At 56.6% G+C, this 16774-nt stretch carries 16 protein-coding genes; 9 read left to right on the top strand and 7 right to left on the bottom strand.

Annotated elements, in window-relative coordinates:
• Positions 1–96 precede the first annotated feature (96 nt).
• From RAH42_RS01810 to RAH42_RS01835, 6 genes are all read right to left on the bottom strand, one after another.
• Positions 97–1617: an ABC transporter substrate-binding protein gene (locus RAH42_RS01810; protein WP_078015536.1), complete on the bottom strand. Its 1521-nt coding sequence runs from the start codon at positions 1615–1617 to the stop codon at positions 97–99.
• 93 nt (positions 1618–1710) lie between these two features.
• Positions 1711–2301 (bottom strand): hypothetical protein, encoded by a 591-nt coding sequence (locus RAH42_RS01815; protein ID WP_078015537.1) that lies wholly within the window; start codon positions 2299–2301, stop codon positions 1711–1713.
• A 4-nt stretch (positions 2302–2305) separates the two neighbouring features.
• Positions 2306–3292 carry an oligopeptide/dipeptide ABC transporter ATP-binding protein gene (locus tag RAH42_RS01820; RefSeq protein ID WP_078015538.1) on the bottom strand — a complete coding sequence of 329 codons (987 nt, stop codon included), beginning with the start codon at positions 3290–3292 and terminating at the stop codon, positions 2306–2308.
• A complete protein-coding gene (locus tag RAH42_RS01825; RefSeq protein WP_078015539.1) occupies positions 3289–4287 on the bottom strand; it encodes an ABC transporter ATP-binding protein in 999 nt (332 codons plus the stop codon). The genes RAH42_RS01820 and RAH42_RS01825 overlap by 4 nt, the downstream gene beginning before the upstream one ends.
• Before the next feature lie 14 nt (positions 4288–4301).
• Entirely contained in the window at positions 4302–5156 is an 855-nt protein-coding gene (locus tag RAH42_RS01830; RefSeq protein WP_078015540.1) for an ABC transporter permease, read from the bottom strand.
• Positions 5157–5169: 13 nt separating this feature from the next.
• Positions 5170–6099 carry an ABC transporter permease gene (locus RAH42_RS01835; protein ID WP_078015541.1) on the bottom strand — a complete coding sequence of 310 codons (930 nt, stop codon included), beginning with the start codon at positions 6097–6099 and terminating at the stop codon, positions 5170–5172.
• Between the two features lie 335 nt (positions 6100–6434).
• Between RAH42_RS01835 and RAH42_RS01840 the strand changes: the two genes are divergently transcribed.
• Together RAH42_RS01840 and RAH42_RS01845 are read left to right on the top strand one after the other, a co-directional pair.
• Positions 6435–7225, top strand: a protein-coding gene (locus RAH42_RS01840; RefSeq protein ID WP_317539161.1) for an IS5 family transposase whose coding sequence is annotated in 2 segments (ribosomal slippage) — positions 6435–6803 and positions 6806–7225 — 789 coding nt in all. Because the reading frame shifts where the segments join, the coding sequence is not laid out codon by codon here.
• 166 nt (positions 7226–7391) lie between these two features.
• Positions 7392–9002, top strand: coding sequence for a D-aminoacylase (locus RAH42_RS01845; RefSeq protein WP_317539812.1), 1611 nt, complete (start codon positions 7392–7394; stop codon positions 9000–9002).
• 164 nt (positions 9003–9166) lie between these two features.
• On the opposite strand, the gene RAH42_RS01850 is transcribed toward RAH42_RS01845, so the two are convergent.
• Positions 9167–9751 (bottom strand): flavin reductase family protein, encoded by a 585-nt coding sequence (locus RAH42_RS01850; protein ID WP_205948255.1) that lies wholly within the window; start codon positions 9749–9751, stop codon positions 9167–9169.
• Positions 9752–9989: 238 nt separating this feature from the next.
• Here RAH42_RS01850 and RAH42_RS01855 point away from each other — a divergent pair, with 238 nt between their 5' ends.
• The 7 genes from RAH42_RS01855 (at position 9990) to RAH42_RS01885 (ending at position 16746) form a co-directional block, all read left to right on the top strand.
• On the top strand, positions 9990–11138 hold the full coding sequence (locus RAH42_RS01855) for a ParA family protein (protein ID WP_317539813.1): 1149 nt from the start codon (positions 9990–9992) through the stop codon (positions 11136–11138).
• 23 nt (positions 11139–11161) lie between these two features.
• Positions 11162–11635, top strand: coding sequence for a hypothetical protein (locus tag RAH42_RS01860; protein ID WP_078015544.1), 474 nt, complete (start codon positions 11162–11164; stop codon positions 11633–11635).
• Positions 11636–12182: 547 nt separating this feature from the next.
• A complete protein-coding gene (locus RAH42_RS01865; RefSeq protein WP_158606330.1) occupies positions 12183–12986 on the top strand; it encodes an IclR family transcriptional regulator in 804 nt (267 codons plus the stop codon).
• Positions 12987–13232: 246 nt separating this feature from the next.
• Positions 13233–13652: a hypothetical protein gene (locus RAH42_RS01870; RefSeq protein WP_317539814.1), complete on the top strand. Its 420-nt coding sequence runs from the start codon at positions 13233–13235 to the stop codon at positions 13650–13652.
• Complete coding sequence (locus RAH42_RS01875; protein WP_317540236.1) at positions 13538–14611, top strand: dihydroorotase family protein; 1074 nt, start codon at positions 13538–13540, stop codon at positions 14609–14611. The genes RAH42_RS01870 and RAH42_RS01875 overlap by 115 nt, the downstream gene beginning before the upstream one ends.
• A gap of 65 nt (positions 14612–14676) precedes the next feature.
• On the top strand, positions 14677–16062 hold the full coding sequence (locus RAH42_RS01880; RefSeq protein ID WP_078015547.1) for a dihydroorotase family protein: 1386 nt from the start codon (positions 14677–14679) through the stop codon (positions 16060–16062).
• Between the two features lie 3 nt (positions 16063–16065).
• A complete protein-coding gene (locus RAH42_RS01885) occupies positions 16066–16746 on the top strand; it encodes an aspartate/glutamate racemase family protein (protein WP_078015548.1) in 681 nt (226 codons plus the stop codon).
• Positions 16747–16774 lie beyond the last annotated feature (28 nt).

The following is a 16774-nucleotide window of genomic DNA, read 5'->3' on the forward strand; positions in this document are numbered from 1 at the left end:
TTTTTCCTCCTTCGCTCGTCCAATGCGACATGAATTCTGTAAAATCAGGCGCCGAAACTGAAGAGTCTCGGCGCCTGATTTTATTGCCAGTGAATCTTATTCGTAATAGATGCGGTCCAGACGGTTGATCGAACCGCGATAGAAATTTTCCACGCCCTTCAGGTTCTTGTTCGCGCCATACAGGGTGTCGGCGATGGCCAGATAGCACCAGGGATTCAGCTCGTTGACGCGGTCGCAGAATTTCTTGTAGATTTCCGCGCGCTCCGGGCCGTCGGGCGTGACGGTGCCCTTGTCGAGCAGCTCGTCGACCAGCGCGTCCTTCAGCCAGACGCGGTTGGAGGGACCGGCGAACTTGGAGTGCATGGCGGCCTTGATGTAGGCATCGGGATCGGGATTGACGTTGTCGGCGGCCCAGCCGATCATGAAGACGGGCAGCTTGCCGCCTTTGAGCTGTTCGAGGAAGGTGCCCCACTCGAGGACCTGGATCTTGACGGTGATGCCCAGATCGCCCAGCATGGCCTGGATGACTTCGGCGTAATCCTTGCGCTGTTTGTTCTCGTTGGTGTAGATGGTGAACTCGAGATCCTTGACGCCGGCTTCTTCAAGCATCTTTTCGGCCTTGTCGGGATCGTATTCCACCGGCACGGGATCGGGGAAATAATTGTTCACGGGGATCAACGGGCTGGTGGGCACGCGTCCCAGTCCCTTGTAAACGACGTCGAGCGCGCCCTCGCGGTCGATGGCGATGGTGATGGCCTTGCGGACTTTGGGGTTGTCGAACGGGGGCGTCTGCGTGTTGAAGCCCATGTAGGTGATGGAAAGGCCGGGCTTGTTGTACACGGCGACCTTGCCTTCGTCCTGAAGGCGTTTGAAATCGTTGTTGGGAATGGCGTAGGCGATGTCGACGTTGCCGGTCTCAAGCTCGATGACGCGGCTGGTGGCCTCGGGGATCGTGCGGATCAGCAGTTTCTTGTAGCGGGGCTTGGTTCCCCAGTAGTCCTCGAAACGCTCATAGGACACGTGATCGCCCTTGAGCATTTCCACGAACTTGAAGGGGCCGGTGCCGATCGGGTGCTTGGCGTAATCGTCCCCGGCGGCTTCGACCGCGGCCTTGCAGAGGATATAGGCCGACGAATGGGTCAGATAGGACAGGAAGCCAGCCATCGGAGAACTTGCCTTCACCTGGAAGGTGTAGCGGTCGACGACTTTCAGGCCTGAAGCGTCGATGTTCGCGCCGTAGGACTTGACCGCCGCCGCCGCGGGCGTGGTCATGCGGTTCAGGGTGAACACGGCGTCGTCGGCGGTCACTTCGGCGCCGTTGTGAAACTTGACGCCTTTGCGCAGCGTGATTTCGTAGGTCAGATCGTCGAGCTGTTTCCAACTCTCGGCCAAACAGGGAAGCAGCTTCTTGTCGCTGCCGATCTCGATCAGCGGTTCGTACATCTGGATCATGTAGGTGCTCGACGTGGTGTCGTTGGTCATCTGCGGATCCAGCGACTTGGCGTCGGCCGCCATGCCCACCGTGATCGTGTCCTCGGGAACGGCCGCGGCCGCGCCGCAGAACATCAGACCCAACGCAAGTACGGCGCACAAAACGGAATACCTCTTCAACTTCATAAACACACTTCCTTTCAAAGTGATCAAGCTGATGAAACGCCCTGCCGGCCCATGCCGGCAAGGTAAAACCCTTTTGAAAAAACTCCCGCGCGCCTATGCGGCAGCGATGCCCGTCCGCTCTGCGACAAACGCCAGAGCCTCGGCGTAAATTTTCCCGTCGGGACAGTATACCCGCATCAATGTGCCGCGTTTTCCTTTGAGGACGATCACGCGCAGGTCGTCGATCTTCCGCACCTTCGTCACGTCTTTCCATAAAGCCCGGCGTTCCACGCTGCGGATGGGAGCGCGTACCGGCTCGATCGGATAGGGCGCGAAACGGAGCAGCCGGCGTTCCAAAGCCCGGGGGGCGCAGCGCATGTTTTCACACAGAATGGCGGCGCGGTCGCAGCGGTACAGCGCCGCGTAGCGGTTGCGCGTGATGATGAAGCAGATCACGCCGTAAAAGCCGATGAAGATCAGCGAAAGATAGGACGCGACGACGGCGGCGCCTTTGTAATGCGAAACGTCCACGTAGCCGCCGAGGACGAACTGCGTCGCCACCAGCGCTCCCCAGGAAACGACCCAGGCGATCGCCAGCAGCGTGATGAAATCGAGCAGGATCAACGGATTCGTCCCCAGCGGCACGCCGACGAACCACCGCAGCGCGGCATCGCCGGCATCCCGACCGTGCGGCAGCGTGCTCATGCCGTCAGGCGTGAGGCCGCAGATCCCGCGCGAAGTGGCAGGCGACGAAGTGAGACGGCTCGATCTCCCGCAGCTCCGGCGTCTGTTCCGTGCAGACGTCCTGCCGGTAGGCGCAGCGTCCGGCGAAGCGGCAGCCCTGCGGCGGGTTGACGGGGCTGGGCACGTCGCCTTCGAGAAGGATGCGGTTCTTCTTGCGGTTCAGGCGCGCCACGGGAATGGCCGAAAGCAGCGCCTGCGTGTAGGGATGCACGGGATCCTTAAAGAGATTGAGATTGTCGGCCTTCTCCACGACCTGGCCGAGGTACATCACGGCGATCTCGTCGGAAACGTAGCGCACGACGCTGAGATTGTGGGAGATGAACAGATAGGTGTAGCCGCGCTCCTTTTTCAGCTCGCCCAGCAGGTTGAGGATCTGGGCCTGAATACACACGTCCAGCGCCGACACGGGCTCGTCCAGCACGATGAACTCGGGATCCAGCGCCAGGGCGCGGGCGATGCCGATGCGCTGGCGGCGTCCGCCGTCCAGCTCGTGCGGGAACGAGTTGATCAGGCGTTCCGCCAGACCGACCGTATCCATCAGCTTCTTGACCTTGTGATCCAGCTCGGAGCGGTGCGAATACGCCCTGTTGATCACCATCGGCTCGGCGATCAGCTGCGAGACGGTCATGCGCGGGTTCAGCGAGGAAAAAGGATCCTGAAAGACGATCTGCGCGTGTTTGCGGAACTGGGTGCGCTCGGCAGGATTGTACTTGAGTGAGTCCTTGCCGTTGAAGAAGATTTCGCCGCCGGTGGCGCTGATCAGGCCGATCACCACGCGCCCGAGCGTCGATTTGCCGCAGCCCGATTCGCCGACCAGCCCCAGGGTCTTGCCGCGGGGAATGGAGAGGGTGACGTCGTCCACGGCGTGAAGCAGACCGCCCGACACCTGGAAATATTTTTTCAGGCGTTTGACCTCGACGATGGGGTCTGTCTTTTCGATTGTGCCGATCATGCGCGCGAACCTCCCTCGTATCGATGCGGGAAATAACAGTCGATGAAATGGCCCGGCTCGATTTCCCTCATGCCGCAGGGTTTTTCGAGACATTCTTCCTGAGCGTAGGGACAACGAGGCGAGAAGCTGCAGCCGGACGGCAGATTTGTGGGATCGGGCGGAAGCCCCTGAATGACGGCGAGCTTTTCGCCGATCGGGCTTTCCAGATCGGGGACTGCGTTGAACAGTCCCTGCGTGTAAGGGTGCAGCGGATTGCCGTACAGATGCTGAATGTCCGCGTATTCCACAAGATGCCCTGCGTACATGATGGCGACGCTGTCGCACGTTTCCGCGACGATGCCGAGGTCGTGAGTGATCAGCAGCATGGAAGTCTTGACCTGTTTCTGCAGGTCTTTGATCAGCTCCAGCACCTGCGCCTGGATCGTCACGTCGAGCGCCGTCGTCGGCTCGTCGGCGATCAGCAGACTGGGCTTGCAGGCCAGAGCGATGGCGATGCCGACGCGCTGGCGCATGCCGCCGGAGAACTGGTGCGGATAGTCTTTGGCGCGTTCGGGACGGATACCGACGAGACGCATCATTTCCAGCGCCCGTTCGCGGACTTCGCTGCCCTTGAGGTCGGAGTGGAGCGAGATCATCTCCATGATCTGCTCTTCCACCGTCATGATCGGGTTCAACGATGTCATCGGATCCTGGAAGATCATGGCGATCTCGCGGCCGCGCATGTTGCGCAGCTCCGCTTCCGTCATCTCGCGCACGTTCTGCCCCTTGAACCAAATCTCGCCGCTGGTGATCTCGCCGGGAGGTGACTGGATCAGCTGCAGGACCGCCAGCGCGGTCGTCGTCTTTCCGGCCCCGGTCTCGCCGACGAAACCCAGCGCCTTGCCCTCTTCCAGCTGCATGTTGAGATGGTTGACGGCGTGGACGACGCCGGAGTCGGTGTCGAACTGAACGGTCAGATCGCGGATATCGAGAAGTTTTTTCTGAAAGTCTGCCATGTTTTACGCTCCGTTTATCGTTTCTGCTTGGGGTCCAGCGCGTCGCGAAGCCCGTCGCCGATGAAGTTCAGGGCGATGATCGTGACGACGATGGCGATGCCGGGGAACATGCTGAGATACGGGCTGCTGCGCAGATAGTCGCGGGCGCTCGACAGCATGCCGCCCCATTCGGGATAGGGAGGCTGGATGCCGAGGCCGATGAAGCTCAGCGACGCCGAGGACAGGATCGCGTTGGCGACGCTGAGCGTCGCCTGGACGATCAGCGGCGCGCAGCAGTTCGGCAGGATATGCAGCACGATGATGCGGAAATCGCTGGCGCCCATGGCCCGCGCCGCCTCGACGAACTCCATCTCCTTGACCGAAAGCACCGAGGCGCGCAGTAATCGAGCGAACCGCGGCACCGAGGAAATGCCGACGGCGATCATCAGATTGAACAGCCCCGGCCCCAGCGCCGCCGCGATGGCGATGGCCAGCAGCGTGGAAGGCACGGCCAGCTGCACGTCCATCAGGCGCATGATCAGATTGTCGAGCTTGCCGCCGTAAAAGCCGGCGACGGCTCCCAGCGAGCCGCCCACGAGCAGCGAAATGGAAACGGCGACCAGCCCGACCTGCAACGAGACGCGGGCGCCGTAGATCAGACGGCTCAAAACGTCGCGCCCGAACTCGTCGGTACCCAGCAGATACTTGGCGTTCGGCGCCTGCAACGTTTCGCGCAGATGCTGGCGAGAATATTTGAACGGCGCGATGGAATCGGCGAAAACGGCCACGAAGATCAGCGTCAGCACGATCGCCAGGCCGATCATGGCCAGATGGTTTCTTCTGAGACGCACCAGCGTCAGACGCAGCATGCTGTTTTTCTTGAGAAGCATCGAAAAGGCCCCCTTAGCGGTACTTTGCCTTGATGCGCGGATCGACCCAAGCGTACAGAAGATCCACGGCCAGATTGATGAAACAGAAAACCAGCGCGATGTACAGCACGCCGCCCTGAACCACGGGGAAGTCGCGCATCTTGATCGACTCCACCATCAGACGGCCGACGCCGGGAATGGAAAACACCGTTTCCGTCAGGATCGCGCCGCTCAGAAGGCCGCCGAACTGCATGCCGACGATCGTCAAAATCGGGATCAGCGCGTTCGGCAGCGCGTGGCGCCAGATGATCACCGACTCACGCTGCCCCTTGGCGCGCGCCGTGCGCACGTAATCCGACTTGATGACCTCGAGCATGCTGGAACGCGTCATGCGCGTGATCACGGCCAGCGTGCCGCCCGAGAGCGTGAAGACGGGCATCGCCATTTCGGCGAACGTCGTGAAGCCGGAAGGCGGCAGCCAGTTCAGCTTGACCGAGAAGAGCAGGATCAGCAGGACCCCCAGCCAGAAGTTGGGCATGGCCACCCCGATCAGCGCCAGAACCATCGAGACCGAGTCGAAGATCGAATACTGTCGGATCGCGCAGATGATGCCGAACGGCAGCCCCAGCGCCACGCCGAGCACAACCGCCCAAAACGCCAGCTTCAACGTGGTGGGGAAGCGGGTCATGATCTCCTCGCTCACCGAAGACTTCGTGACGTAGGAATTGCCGATGTCGCCGTGGAGCAGCGCCTTGTAGCAGTAGCGCCCGAACTGCACGAAAAACGGATCGTCAAGCCCGTAATTTTTGCGGAACTGCTCGACCGCCTCCTGCGGCGCGTCCTCTCCCAGAGCCATGCGCGCCGGATCGCCGGGCGTGATGTAGAGCAGCGTAAAGACCAGCAGCGCTACCCCCGCCAGCACGGGAACAAGCAGAATAAGCCTTCGCAACGTGTACTTGAGCATGTGGTTCTCCCTTCCCTTTACTCAGAAAATTATTTCCACACAAACGGCGGCGTTTGCGTTTTTCCCGTCAAACGAAACGGCCGCTCCTGTTTTCGAAAAACGAGCGAAAGCGGAGCGCCGTCTGGAGTTCATGAAAGGCAAGCGATGTTATCGAAATTAGATTCTTAACGTAAAATTTTACTTTGTCATGTTTGTGCACAGTATATCATAAAGCTATAAAAAATGCATTACGGTCCCATAGGCGTCTTGACAGCACATAAAAGCCTTAGTAATCTAGGGCTTGTTTAAAAAACGTCAAAGTTGCCTAAATCGATCCAATCGCTTAAACTTTTCTCATGGAAGAGAGAAGATATGAACTGACCTCCAGCGAGTGGAATCGAATCAAGAGAATGCTGCCGCCCGAACACCCGAAATCAGGTCAACGTGGACGCCCGGCAAAATACGATAACCGCAGGATCATCAATGGGATTCTGTGGCTTGCCAGAAGTGGAGCGCCATGGAGAGATCTTCCGGAGCGTTACGGCAAATGGCAGGCAGTTTACGCACGTTTCAGGCTGTGGAAACAGCGGGGAATATTCGAGGCGATCTTTGCCGCCCTAAGCGCTGATGCCGACATGGAAAATCTCTCTATCGACTCCACGTCCTGCAAAGTACATCAAAGTGCCAACGGGAGAGGGAAAACCCCGGAAGGGGGAAAAAAGGGGCTCAAGCGATTGGCATGTCCAGAGGCGGCAAGAATACGAAAATTCATGCGATAGTAGATGGTTTAGGCAATCCGCTGGCGCTCCTGCTCAGTCCCGGCAATGACCACGATTCCCGCCATGCCGTGTCCTTGCTCGGGCAAGCGGAAATCAGAGGGAGCAACGTCATCGGCGATAAGGCTTACGGTTCGCAAGCCATCAGAGAGTACATTACTTCTCGGGAGGGAAGTTACACTATCCCGCCGAAGAGCGATAATCCCGAACCGTGGTTTATAGATGAGCATGTTTACAAGGAACGACACTTGGTTGAATGTTTCTTTCAGAAAATCAAATGGTTCCGTAGAATTTTCACCCGCTATGACAAACTTGACGCTTCGTTTTTCGCTTTTGTTCTTGTCGCTGCCAGTGTTATTTTATTGAAATAATACAAGCTGAAATGTTTTTTAAACAAGCCCTAATAAAACAGTTTGCTGGCCGATGGCTGAGACGTCCTGAAATCAGCAAGCGAGAAGAGTATGTTGTATACAAATATACAGCGTCAGCGCGACGAAAAGTGGAAAATTTTATCTTGTGGATCAGGAGTTGAAGAATGTGGCGCGAAATTATTTCATCCATAACGCGAAAATCTGCGACGGAACCGGAGCGGCGTGGTATCGGGGCAGCCTGAGGACGGAAGACGGAAAGATCGCCGCCGTCGGCCGCGGCGTCAAAGCCGGGCGCAACGACGAAACGATCGAAGCCGAAGGGCTGATGCTCGCTCCCGGCTTCATCGACATCCACAGCCACGCGGATTTCGGCATGATCTGCAATCCCGAGGCCGCCAACGTCATGCTGCAGGGCGTCACCTCGGTGATCATGGGACAGTGCGGCATCAGCCCCGCGCCGATCTGCCCCGAGCGCAAGGCGGAGTTGGACGAGTACGCCGGCGTGACCAAGAGCGGCCGTCGCGTCGATTGGGATTGGAACAGTTTCGGCGAATGGCTGGTGCGCCTCGACAAACAGCCGCTCGGCGTCAACGCCGGTTCGTTTGTCGGGCAGGGAACGGTGCGCCTCTGCGTGATGGGCTTCGACAGCCGCGACCCTTCGCGCGAGGAACTGGAACGGATGCGGGCGCTCGTCGGACAGAGCATGGAAGAAGGCGCGTTTGGCCTGAGCAGCGGTCTGGCGTACCCTCCCGGAATTTACTCGTCCGACGAAGAGCTCGAGTTCGTCGCCGGCGGCCTGACGAAGCGCCGTGGCCTCTATCTGTCCCACATGAGGAATCAGGCCGACAAATCGCCCGAGTGCGTGCGCGCGACGATCAACGTGGCGCGCGTCAACCATATCCCGGCCCAGGTCGTGCATCTCAAGGCGCGCGAGAGCGATCGCCCCGGCATGGCCGAACATCTTTTTTCCATCATCCGCGCCGCCCGCGCCGAGGGACTGGATATCACCGTGGATCAGTATCCTTACACGGCGGCCAGCTCCAATCTGCGCTCGCTGATGCCCAAGTGGGTGCATTCGGGCGGCGTCGCCGGCATCATGAAACTTCTCTCCGATCCCGAGGCGCGGCGGGCGCTGCACGAGGAAATGGAAGGCTCGGAGCGTTGGCAAAAAACGATGAAGCACGGCGGCGGCGCGAAGGGGATCGTGCTCGGCGAGCTTCCGCTCACGCCCGAATACCGCGGCATGAACCTCGAGGACGCTGCCCGGAAAATGGGGACCGATCCGCTCGAGGCGTTGCTCGAAGTCATCCTTCGCAACCAGGGCGCCGACCGCGGCATCTATTTTACGATGACGGAGCAGGACGTCCGCAACGTGATCGTCGATCCATTGGTGATGATCGGTTCGGACGGCGCGATCGCCGCGCCGGAAGAATTCGTGCATCCCCGCTACAGCGGCACGTTCCCGCGCGTTCTCGGACGCTACGCGCGCGAACTGAAGCTGTTTTCCCTCGAAGAGGCCGTGCGCAAGATGACCTCGCTCCCGGCAGCGCGCCTCGGCCTGAGCGGCAAGGGGATCCTCCGCCCCGGCATGGACGCCGATCTGGTGCTCTTCGACCCGGGAACGGTTCTCGACAGCAGTACCTACGAACGCCCCATGACTCCGCCCGTCGGCGTCGAAGCCGTCTGGGTCGGCGGTTGCCTCGGCGCCTACCGCGGCAAAACGACCGGCGAGCGCGCGGGACGGGTTCTGCGTTACTGGACGCCTGACGACGAATAAAACTTTTTTCGAAAAAAACGAATCGCCGCGGACGGATTCCCTATAGGGATTCTCGCTCGCGGCGATTCATGAATAAATTCTCTTGACCTCTTATGAAACGGCACGTTCCGACGCGGCGGTCGGCTCGGCGTAAAACGTTCCGCGTCCCGTCACGCCGGAACGAATCAGCCGCCGACCTTGTGACCGTCTTTGAAGGCGGTGCCGACGCGTTCGCCGATGACGCGGTACGCGAAAGCGGCGGGATCGTAGCAGAGGAACTCGCCCCTGCCCAGATCGACGTGCCCCTTTTCGTCGAGGATCGACTCGTCGGCGCTCATGTTGACCACCTCCCCGACCACGCGGGTGCCGCCGAACTCCTCGCTGACGCTGACGAGCCGGCACTCCAGCGTCAGCGGAAAGTCGGTGATGACGGGCGCGTCCACGTGAGCGCTCTTTTCCACATGCGCTCCCGATTGGGCGATCTTGTCTTCCTTACGGCCGGAGACGAGGCCGAAATAATCGGCCATGACGAGGTTTTTGCGGTCGGTGAAACTGACCGTGAAGGCTTTTCTCCGTTTGATGTTGTCGGTGGTCAGATGTGAGTTGTCCAGCTCGACGTGGACCATGTTGGTGTCGACCTGTCCGCCCCAGGCGGCGTTCATGGCGTCGGGGCGTCCGTCGTCGCCGTAGGTCGCGACGATAAGCACGGGCAGCGGCGTGACGATCGTTTGTTTGCCGAAATCCTTGCGCATAAAAATCATCCCTTTCATGATGTGACACCTTTCCGAATCTATTATAGGGGAAGCTGTCAAGCTGAAGCGGGCTTGAAACTTGGCCCCGCGCGCCTTTTGACAGCTCCGCCGGTATGGAGTATGGCAGGCGGAAGCGGCGACGCCGCGTTCCGTATGAAAGCCTTTTTGTGAAGGAACTTTGCGGCGAGCCTTTTTTATTTTTGCGCCCATGCATTATAATGTGAACATGAGCATCCATCGATTGGACGGTGAGAACATGACCATTCTGGACAGCATCTTGAAATCCATAGGGCTGATGCGGATCAGAAATCTCCCGCCGCCTCCCGCGCCGCTGCCGCCTCAGCCGCTTTCCGAAGCCGAAGAGGAGATCCCCCTCAGCGATGAAGAGCGCGAGGAAGTGGAGCAGTGGGCGGGCTGGGCCGCGCAGATGGGCGACATCGTCCCGCAGCGGCTGGAAGTGGTCGAATTCGATTACGAGCCGTCCGTTCCCGCCGCGGACAAAGCGACGGGAGCGGAAGAGCCTGTGGCGGCGGAAGACGTTCCCGCCCAGGCGGAAGCGGCTGCGGACGAAAAAAGCGCGGCGGACAGCGGGACTCGAAGCGCCGCTCGCGCCGCGCAGAAGCGCGTGGCGGTTTCCATGCTCAAGGGCGGCGTCGGCAAGACGACGATCACCTGTTTCATCGCCACGGCGATCCAGAAAATTTGGGACGAAGAAGACCGCGGCGAGCGCCTGCTGGTCGTCGACACCGATCCGCAGGGCTCGGCGACCGATTTCTTCCTGCGCGCCGAGGACGTCCCCGCCGAGCTCAGCCTGCGCGCCCTGCTGGACCCCCAGCCCTATGCCGGCAATCCCGAACTGCTGATCCGCTCCACCCGCTATGCCCACGTCGACATCCTGCCGGCCCATCCCTCCGCCGCCGACGTCCTGCCGGCGGCGGAGGGCGCGCTGGAAGACCGTCTGGCGCGTTTTCTCGACCGCGCCGCGCGGGAATATCGGCTGGTGCTGATCGACACGCCGCCCTCGGCGACCCTGGCGCTGAAAAACGCGCTGCTGGCCGCCGATGACGTGCTGCTGCCGATCGACCCGAGCCGCCAGTGCCTCAAGACTCTGCCGCATTTTTCCGCGACGCTGGCGGAGTACAAGCACCGCAACCCCCGCCTGCGCATCTGCGGCGTCATCTTCTCGCGCTGCGACCGGCGCCAGCGCCTCGACCGCGAAATCCTCGCGGCAGTGACCGAGCAGCTGGCCAAAAGCGGCATCCCGCTGTACGAAGTGCCGCGCCGCGCGGCCATCGCCGACTGTTATAACCGTTTCCTCGGCGTCGAGGGGCTCGAGGCAAGGGAAAAAGAAGCGCTGACAGTCTTCGGCGATCTGGCCTGGCAGACGCTTTCGCTGCGGGACTGACAACGGAAAGGCGGTGCCGTGATATGGAAAAAGATTCCTTCAAACTGGACAAAAACGTCGCGGAAGCGTTGCAGAGCTTCGCAGCCTTCAATCAGGAACCGGAAACGCCTTCCGCGGCGGCTGAGAGCTCATCGCTCGAAGAAGAGCCCCTGCCCGTCGCCGCGGAAACGGACGAATCCGTTCCCGCCGCCGCAGCGCCGACGGCCGAAGCGCTTGCGGGACAGGATGCCGTGTGGGACTGGTACCAGGCCATGAAACCCGGCGTGATGAACAAATTCGACTGGCTCGTCATGCTGAGCTGTCAGGCCGCCCGCAGCGGCGGCGTCATCGTCATCGACGAGCTGGCCGGAAAAATGAGAGTGCGCGCCGACAAGCTGGCGCGGGCGCTGAACGAACTGGCGCTGGCCGGATGGATCACCGTGCTCCATACCGAGCGCGGCAGCCGCGGCCGCACCATCAGCAAGACGATTCGTGTGAACAGAACGCCCGCAAAGTAAGCGCGGAGGAGGAAGCCGAGGAATTGACATCCTCCTGTCAGGCGCGGTAACGACGTGCAGTTTTTGAAGAAGGCTTCTGTACGCCGACATTTGCCGTATGCTTCTCTCGCTTCTTTCTGTTACAAGCTCATACGCAACGTACGGGAAGCGTCTGGAGCTCCGGAGAGTATCTTGGCAGCAGAAGCACTCTATCTGCTCAGGAGGCTTCGAACAGAGTTTGGTGGATGAAGGCAGGTTCGAAGGGATTGCGGAAAATGTGGCGCTGGAACGGCATTCGTCTTGTACGCGCCGATTTTTGTCTCGTTGCTTACACTAAGGGCTATCCACGATCATGTCTGGAGCATTGTTTTTCATTCTGTTTTTTGAACATTGATAGGGTATCTATTGCTGACCGGCAATAGATACTCAAATAATCTGTGCAAAGGGCCGCTGTTTATGCTATTCTTATCAATAGTAGTGCACTCATTGCCCCGTGCTGCCGAAATTTTACATAACATGAGCTGTATATTAATATTTAATGAATAGCGTAAAGGCAGGATTTGTTTTGATGCTGGAAAACGAAGACATCATCAAAAGGAAATACACGAATCAGTCGCTCCTTCGCGGATTGACAATTATGGAACAGTTTTTTAAATCATCTGATACGCTGGGGATCTCTGATCTTAGCCGACTTACAGGGCTTCATAAAAGCACCGTACACCGCCTCGTGACGACGCTGGAAGAATGCCGCTGGTTGCGCCGCACAAAAGGTGACCGTTTTCAGATTGGCATTAAACCGGTCATTCTCGGGCATAAGGGCGGTGATCAGGTTTCTTCACTGTCAATTACTCATGAATATCTTACGCAGTTACGCGATCATCTACAGGAAACAACTGTGCTGACAATGATGATCAACGACGAGACTACATGCGTCGATAAAGCCTCGTCGCACCAACGGCTTTCCTGTACATCTGAAATCGGACGCATTTATCCCTGCCATGCCGGTGCGACAGGTTTTGCTGTTCTGCTTGGTATGGATGAAGAGGAAGCGAGGGCTCATCTTGAGCGTCATGAACTTGTTCGCTATACGGAACGAACTGTCACGGACATTGAACGGTTGATGGAACGTTATCGTCTGGAAAAAGCTCGCGGCTATTCGCTTGCCAGCGGTCAGGTCGATCCCGGTATTACGGGAATTGCTATGCCAATCTGGTTCCCAGCGGAAAACACTTACGGCAGTTTGGGTGTTGTCCTTCCCGATTATCGCAGTTCGCAAAAACGCATCAGTGAAATTGTTGATGAAATGAATAAGACGCGTCTTAAAATTGAAGAAGCGATAACGCCTGGGCTGACATCATTAGGCGAAATTTAATTCGTTTTGTCTGGGAAAACAATCATATTGAGATTTAAGCCGACTTCAGAGGAAAGGGTTTCCTGCTGAAATCGGCTTATTTTTTACCGTTTTCAGTGTTTCTTTAAAATACATCATATTTATATATTCCAAAACGCTCTAATGTTTTTTGACTGGTCGTCTATAAAAGTGGTTCTTTAAGTGTTATACTTGTCTCATACAATGATTTATCGTCTTAATAAATGAGACGTTAAGGTTGTGGGAAGTATGAAAGTCGATCTATTGCTCAAAAATGCCGAGATTTTCAACGGAGAAGGCTTATATCGCGGTTGCCTTGGTATTTCGAAAGGGAAGATTGTTTCCCTTGGTCAAAATAACGTAACAGGTGTTGAAGAACTTGATGTTAAGGGTGCTTGGATTCTCCCTGGGGGGATTGAGACGCATGCTCATATTCGTGAACCTGAACTGACACAGCGTGGCGATTTCGCTTCCGAATCGATCGCTGCTGCAGCCGGCGGTATCACCATTTTTTTGAAATGCCCATTTCCGCTCCACCCCAGGCAACTGTGGAAATTCTTCATCAGCGTGAACAAATCGCCGCTAAAAAGTCATGCGTTGATTTTGCGTTTTACGGTGCCGCTGCGGGCGGCGTACAAAATATTTACGAGCTCGCACAGGCAGGCGTGATCGGCTTTAAAATTTTTCTTTTTGATGTAAACGGTCCGCGCGCCAAGGAATTCATTGCTTCGACGGCGACTGATGACGGAGTTCTCATTGAGATTATGCAGGCTGTCGCTGCAACTGGCAAAATTTTGGCTGTGCATGCTGAAAATGGCCCAATAGCTTCATGGTATACCCGACGTTTGCAAAATGAACCGCAACGGTCTCCTCTACAACTTCACGCTCAATCACGGCCGTCGGTTTGTGAAGTTCAAGCTGTGGAGAAAATAATACGTTTTGCTCGGGAATATGGCACACGCGTCAGCTTCTGCCATATTTCCTGCAATGATTCTATGCATCTGATCGCGCGGGCAAAGGCTGAGGGCTTAGACGTATATGCTGAAACCTGTCCGCAGTACCTTTATCTTGATTATGAGAGAGCCGATCAACTCGGTTATGGGCCATACGCAAAATATAATCCGCCTATCCGTTCTTGTGCGGAACGAAAACAATTATGGAAATGGTTGTATCGAGGACAGTTCGATTACGTCGGCAGCGACCATGGAGCGTTTTTGCCTGAAGAAAAGCTTCCAGGTGAAAAAAATATTTTCAAGGCTCCCGCTGGCAATGTCGGTTTTGAGACTCGTTTGCCGCTGATGCTTGAATCTGTCCTCAACGGCAATTTGATGCTGAAGGATGTTGTCCAACTGACGTCAGCCAATGCCGCTAGAGTTTTCGGATTGTACCCGCAAAAAGGTGCGCTGCTTCCCGGTTCTGACGCAGATCTTGTTGTAGTCGACCCGCGCATTGAAGTCTGTCCGTCATGCGAGAATACGCTTTCGCATGGTAAAGCCATTGCCCGTCTCTACGAACAATGGAGACTGCATGGCAAAATTCTTCATACGTTGGTTCGCGGCAAATTTGTTTTTAAAGACGGCGCGCCGATTCCATGCATGCAGGGTTGGGGGAGAGAAGTGCTTGTTTAGTTTTTCTGTTCAATTTCCGTTTTCTGCGGATGTTGATAAAAATAAATTTTTAAGGAGGGGTTTCTATGGTAAAGGTGGATTTGGTAGTACATAACGCACAGGTCTACTCAAGCGGCACCGTCTTCCACGGTGGCATCGCGATCGCAAACGAGAAAATTGTTGATGTTTGTGCCGATGATTACCTGCCCGAGGCGTATCGGGAGATCGATGCCCAGAACAGACTTCTGCTTCCTGGCATTGTCGACACTCACGTGCATGTACGCGATCCCGGGCATATTGAACGCGGAGATTTTGAATCAGAATCAGCGGCAGCGGCGAACGCCGGCGTAACGGCATTCCTTGAGCATCCTATTTCCACTCCTCCTCCTTATACGCCTGAAATTCTTGCCAAACGTATTGAGCGTGCTAAGTCCCGCTGTATCGTAGACTATGCGTTTTTCGGTGCGGCTGGTTCCGAGTTTCCGCAGGAAGCCGAGCGTGTTGCCAAAGAGGGCATTGTCGCCTTTAAAACGTTCCTTCACGAAGCTCCCGAAGGGCGTGACGAAGAGTTCCGCGGTTTGACTATGCCCAACGACGGCGGCATCATGGAAGGCTTCGAAGCCGTTGCAAAAACTGGATTGATTCTCACTGTCCATGCGGAGAACAACGACATGATCAAACGTTTGATTACCAAATTCCGCGCTGAAGGCAAAGTTGGCTGGGGGTATCATTGCCCTTCACGCCCTAAAATCAGTGAAATCGAATGCATTGAAAAGCTGATTCGCGTTGCCCGCGAAACTGGAGTTCGCCTAGCCATCGCACACATTTCCACGCCGGAAGCGATGGAGCTTTTAAAACAGGCTCGTCTGGCCGGACAGGAAGTTTATATTGAAACTTGCCCGCATTATCTGATTCTCACGGAAGATGCCTTGCTGAAATACGGCCCCATGGCCAAGTGCAATCCTCCGCTTCGCAGTGCCACTGACCGAGACAAACTGTGGAAGTATGTCAAAGACGGCACCGTCGACTACATCGGTAGCGACCATGGTTCCTTCCTGCTTGCTGAAAAGGAGAAAGGTAACAAGGATATCTTCACTGCTGCGGCTGGTTCTGCCTGCATCGAAATGACGCTGCCACTGATGCTGACGGCTGTACGCGATGGCAAGCTGACACTACCCAGACTGATGCAGTTGATCTGCGAAAATCCTGCTCGTATTTTCGGCTTGAAAACCAAGGGGGGGCTGATCCCTGGTAAAGACGGTGATTTCGTAATCTGCGACACCAGCAAGGAATTCACCGTTGATCACAACAAGTTCTTGACTCACGGCCGAGGCATTTCCACGTGGTACGACGGTATGAAGTTGATTGGCAAACCCGAAATGACCTGCGTCCGCGGACGTGTTGTGATGGAGAACGGCATTGTTGATCATGGTGCCAAAGGTTGGGGTAGACTGATTCGTCACGGGGAGTGACATATGCGCATTCTTATTATCAACCCTAACAGCAGCAGGGCAGGAACCGAAGTTATTGACAAAATTGCCAAGCAGTATGCCGATGGCCGCTTTGAGGTTGCAACAGTTTCAACTCCTGGTGCAGCTCCATTTGTCGTAACATTTGAAGATTATGCTCGTTCTATACCTGGCATGGTGCAGTTGCTCAAAGACAATTACGATAAATTTGATGCCTTTGTGATTGCCTGCCACAGTGACCCCAATCTGGAGCTGCTCAAGGAAATTTCAGCCAAACCGGTTGTTGGCATTTGTGAGGCATCCGTAAAGATTGCCTCAATGCTTGGCGATAAATTCTCCGTTATCTCCCCTGGCAAACGCAGTATTCCTAATAAGGCCGCAATGATCCGCGACCGTTTCCGCATGGGTGGTTATCTTGCTTCCGTGCGTGCCCCTGAAAAAACGGCCATGGAAGGAACGGATATAAAGACTTTGCTAATGCCCGAAGCGAAACGTGCCATTGAAGAAGACGGTGCGGAAGTCATCGTGCTCGGTTGTGCAGAATTTGCAGGACTTGACAAGGCGATGAGCAAGGAACTTCACGTTCCCGTGCTTGACGGTACAGTGTGCGCTTTGATGGTCGCTGAAGGGCTCGTCAATGCCGGATACAGTACCAGCAAGCGCTGTCGTTTCAAACCTAATGATTGATTCGTAGAAACTATCTGACAGGAGGCTA

Source organism: Pyramidobacter sp. YE332, assembly GCF_033060595.1.
Classification (GTDB): Bacteria; Synergistota; Synergistia; order Synergistales; family Dethiosulfovibrionaceae; genus Pyramidobacter.

Bases quoted from the DNA above. Each gene is read 5' to 3' on its own strand.
- RAH42_RS01810 (WP_078015536.1), bottom strand. From the start codon at position 1,617: ATGAAGTTGAAGAGGTATTCCGTTTTGTGCGCCGTACTTGCGTTGGGT.
- RAH42_RS01815 (WP_078015537.1), bottom strand. From the start codon at position 2,301: ATGAGCACGCTGCCGCACGGTCGGGATGCCGGCGATGCCGCGCTGCGG.
- RAH42_RS01820 (WP_078015538.1), bottom strand. From the start codon at position 3,292: ATGATCGGCACAATCGAAAAGACAGACCCCATCGTCGAGGTCAAACGC.
- RAH42_RS01825 (WP_078015539.1), bottom strand. From the start codon at position 4,287: ATGGCAGACTTTCAGAAAAAACTTCTCGATATCCGCGATCTGACCGTT.
- RAH42_RS01830 (WP_078015540.1), bottom strand. From the start codon at position 5,156: ATGCTTCTCAAGAAAAACAGCATGCTGCGTCTGACGCTGGTGCGTCTC.
- RAH42_RS01835 (WP_078015541.1), bottom strand. From the start codon at position 6,099: ATGCTCAAGTACACGTTGCGAAGGCTTATTCTGCTTGTTCCCGTGCTG.
- RAH42_RS01850 (WP_205948255.1), bottom strand. From the start codon at position 9,751: ATGAAAGGGATGATTTTTATGCGCAAGGATTTCGGCAAACAAACGATC.
- RAH42_RS01855 (WP_317539813.1), top strand. From the start codon at position 9,990: ATGACCATTCTGGACAGCATCTTGAAATCCATAGGGCTGATGCGGATC.
- RAH42_RS01860 (WP_078015544.1), top strand. From the start codon at position 11,162: ATGGAAAAAGATTCCTTCAAACTGGACAAAAACGTCGCGGAAGCGTTG.
- RAH42_RS01865 (WP_158606330.1), top strand. From the start codon at position 12,183: ATGCTGGAAAACGAAGACATCATCAAAAGGAAATACACGAATCAGTCG.
- RAH42_RS01870 (WP_317539814.1), top strand. From the start codon at position 13,233: ATGAAAGTCGATCTATTGCTCAAAAATGCCGAGATTTTCAACGGAGAA.
- RAH42_RS01880 (WP_078015547.1), top strand. From the start codon at position 14,677: ATGGTAAAGGTGGATTTGGTAGTACATAACGCACAGGTCTACTCAAGC.
- RAH42_RS01885 (WP_078015548.1), top strand. From the start codon at position 16,066: ATGCGCATTCTTATTATCAACCCTAACAGCAGCAGGGCAGGAACCGAA.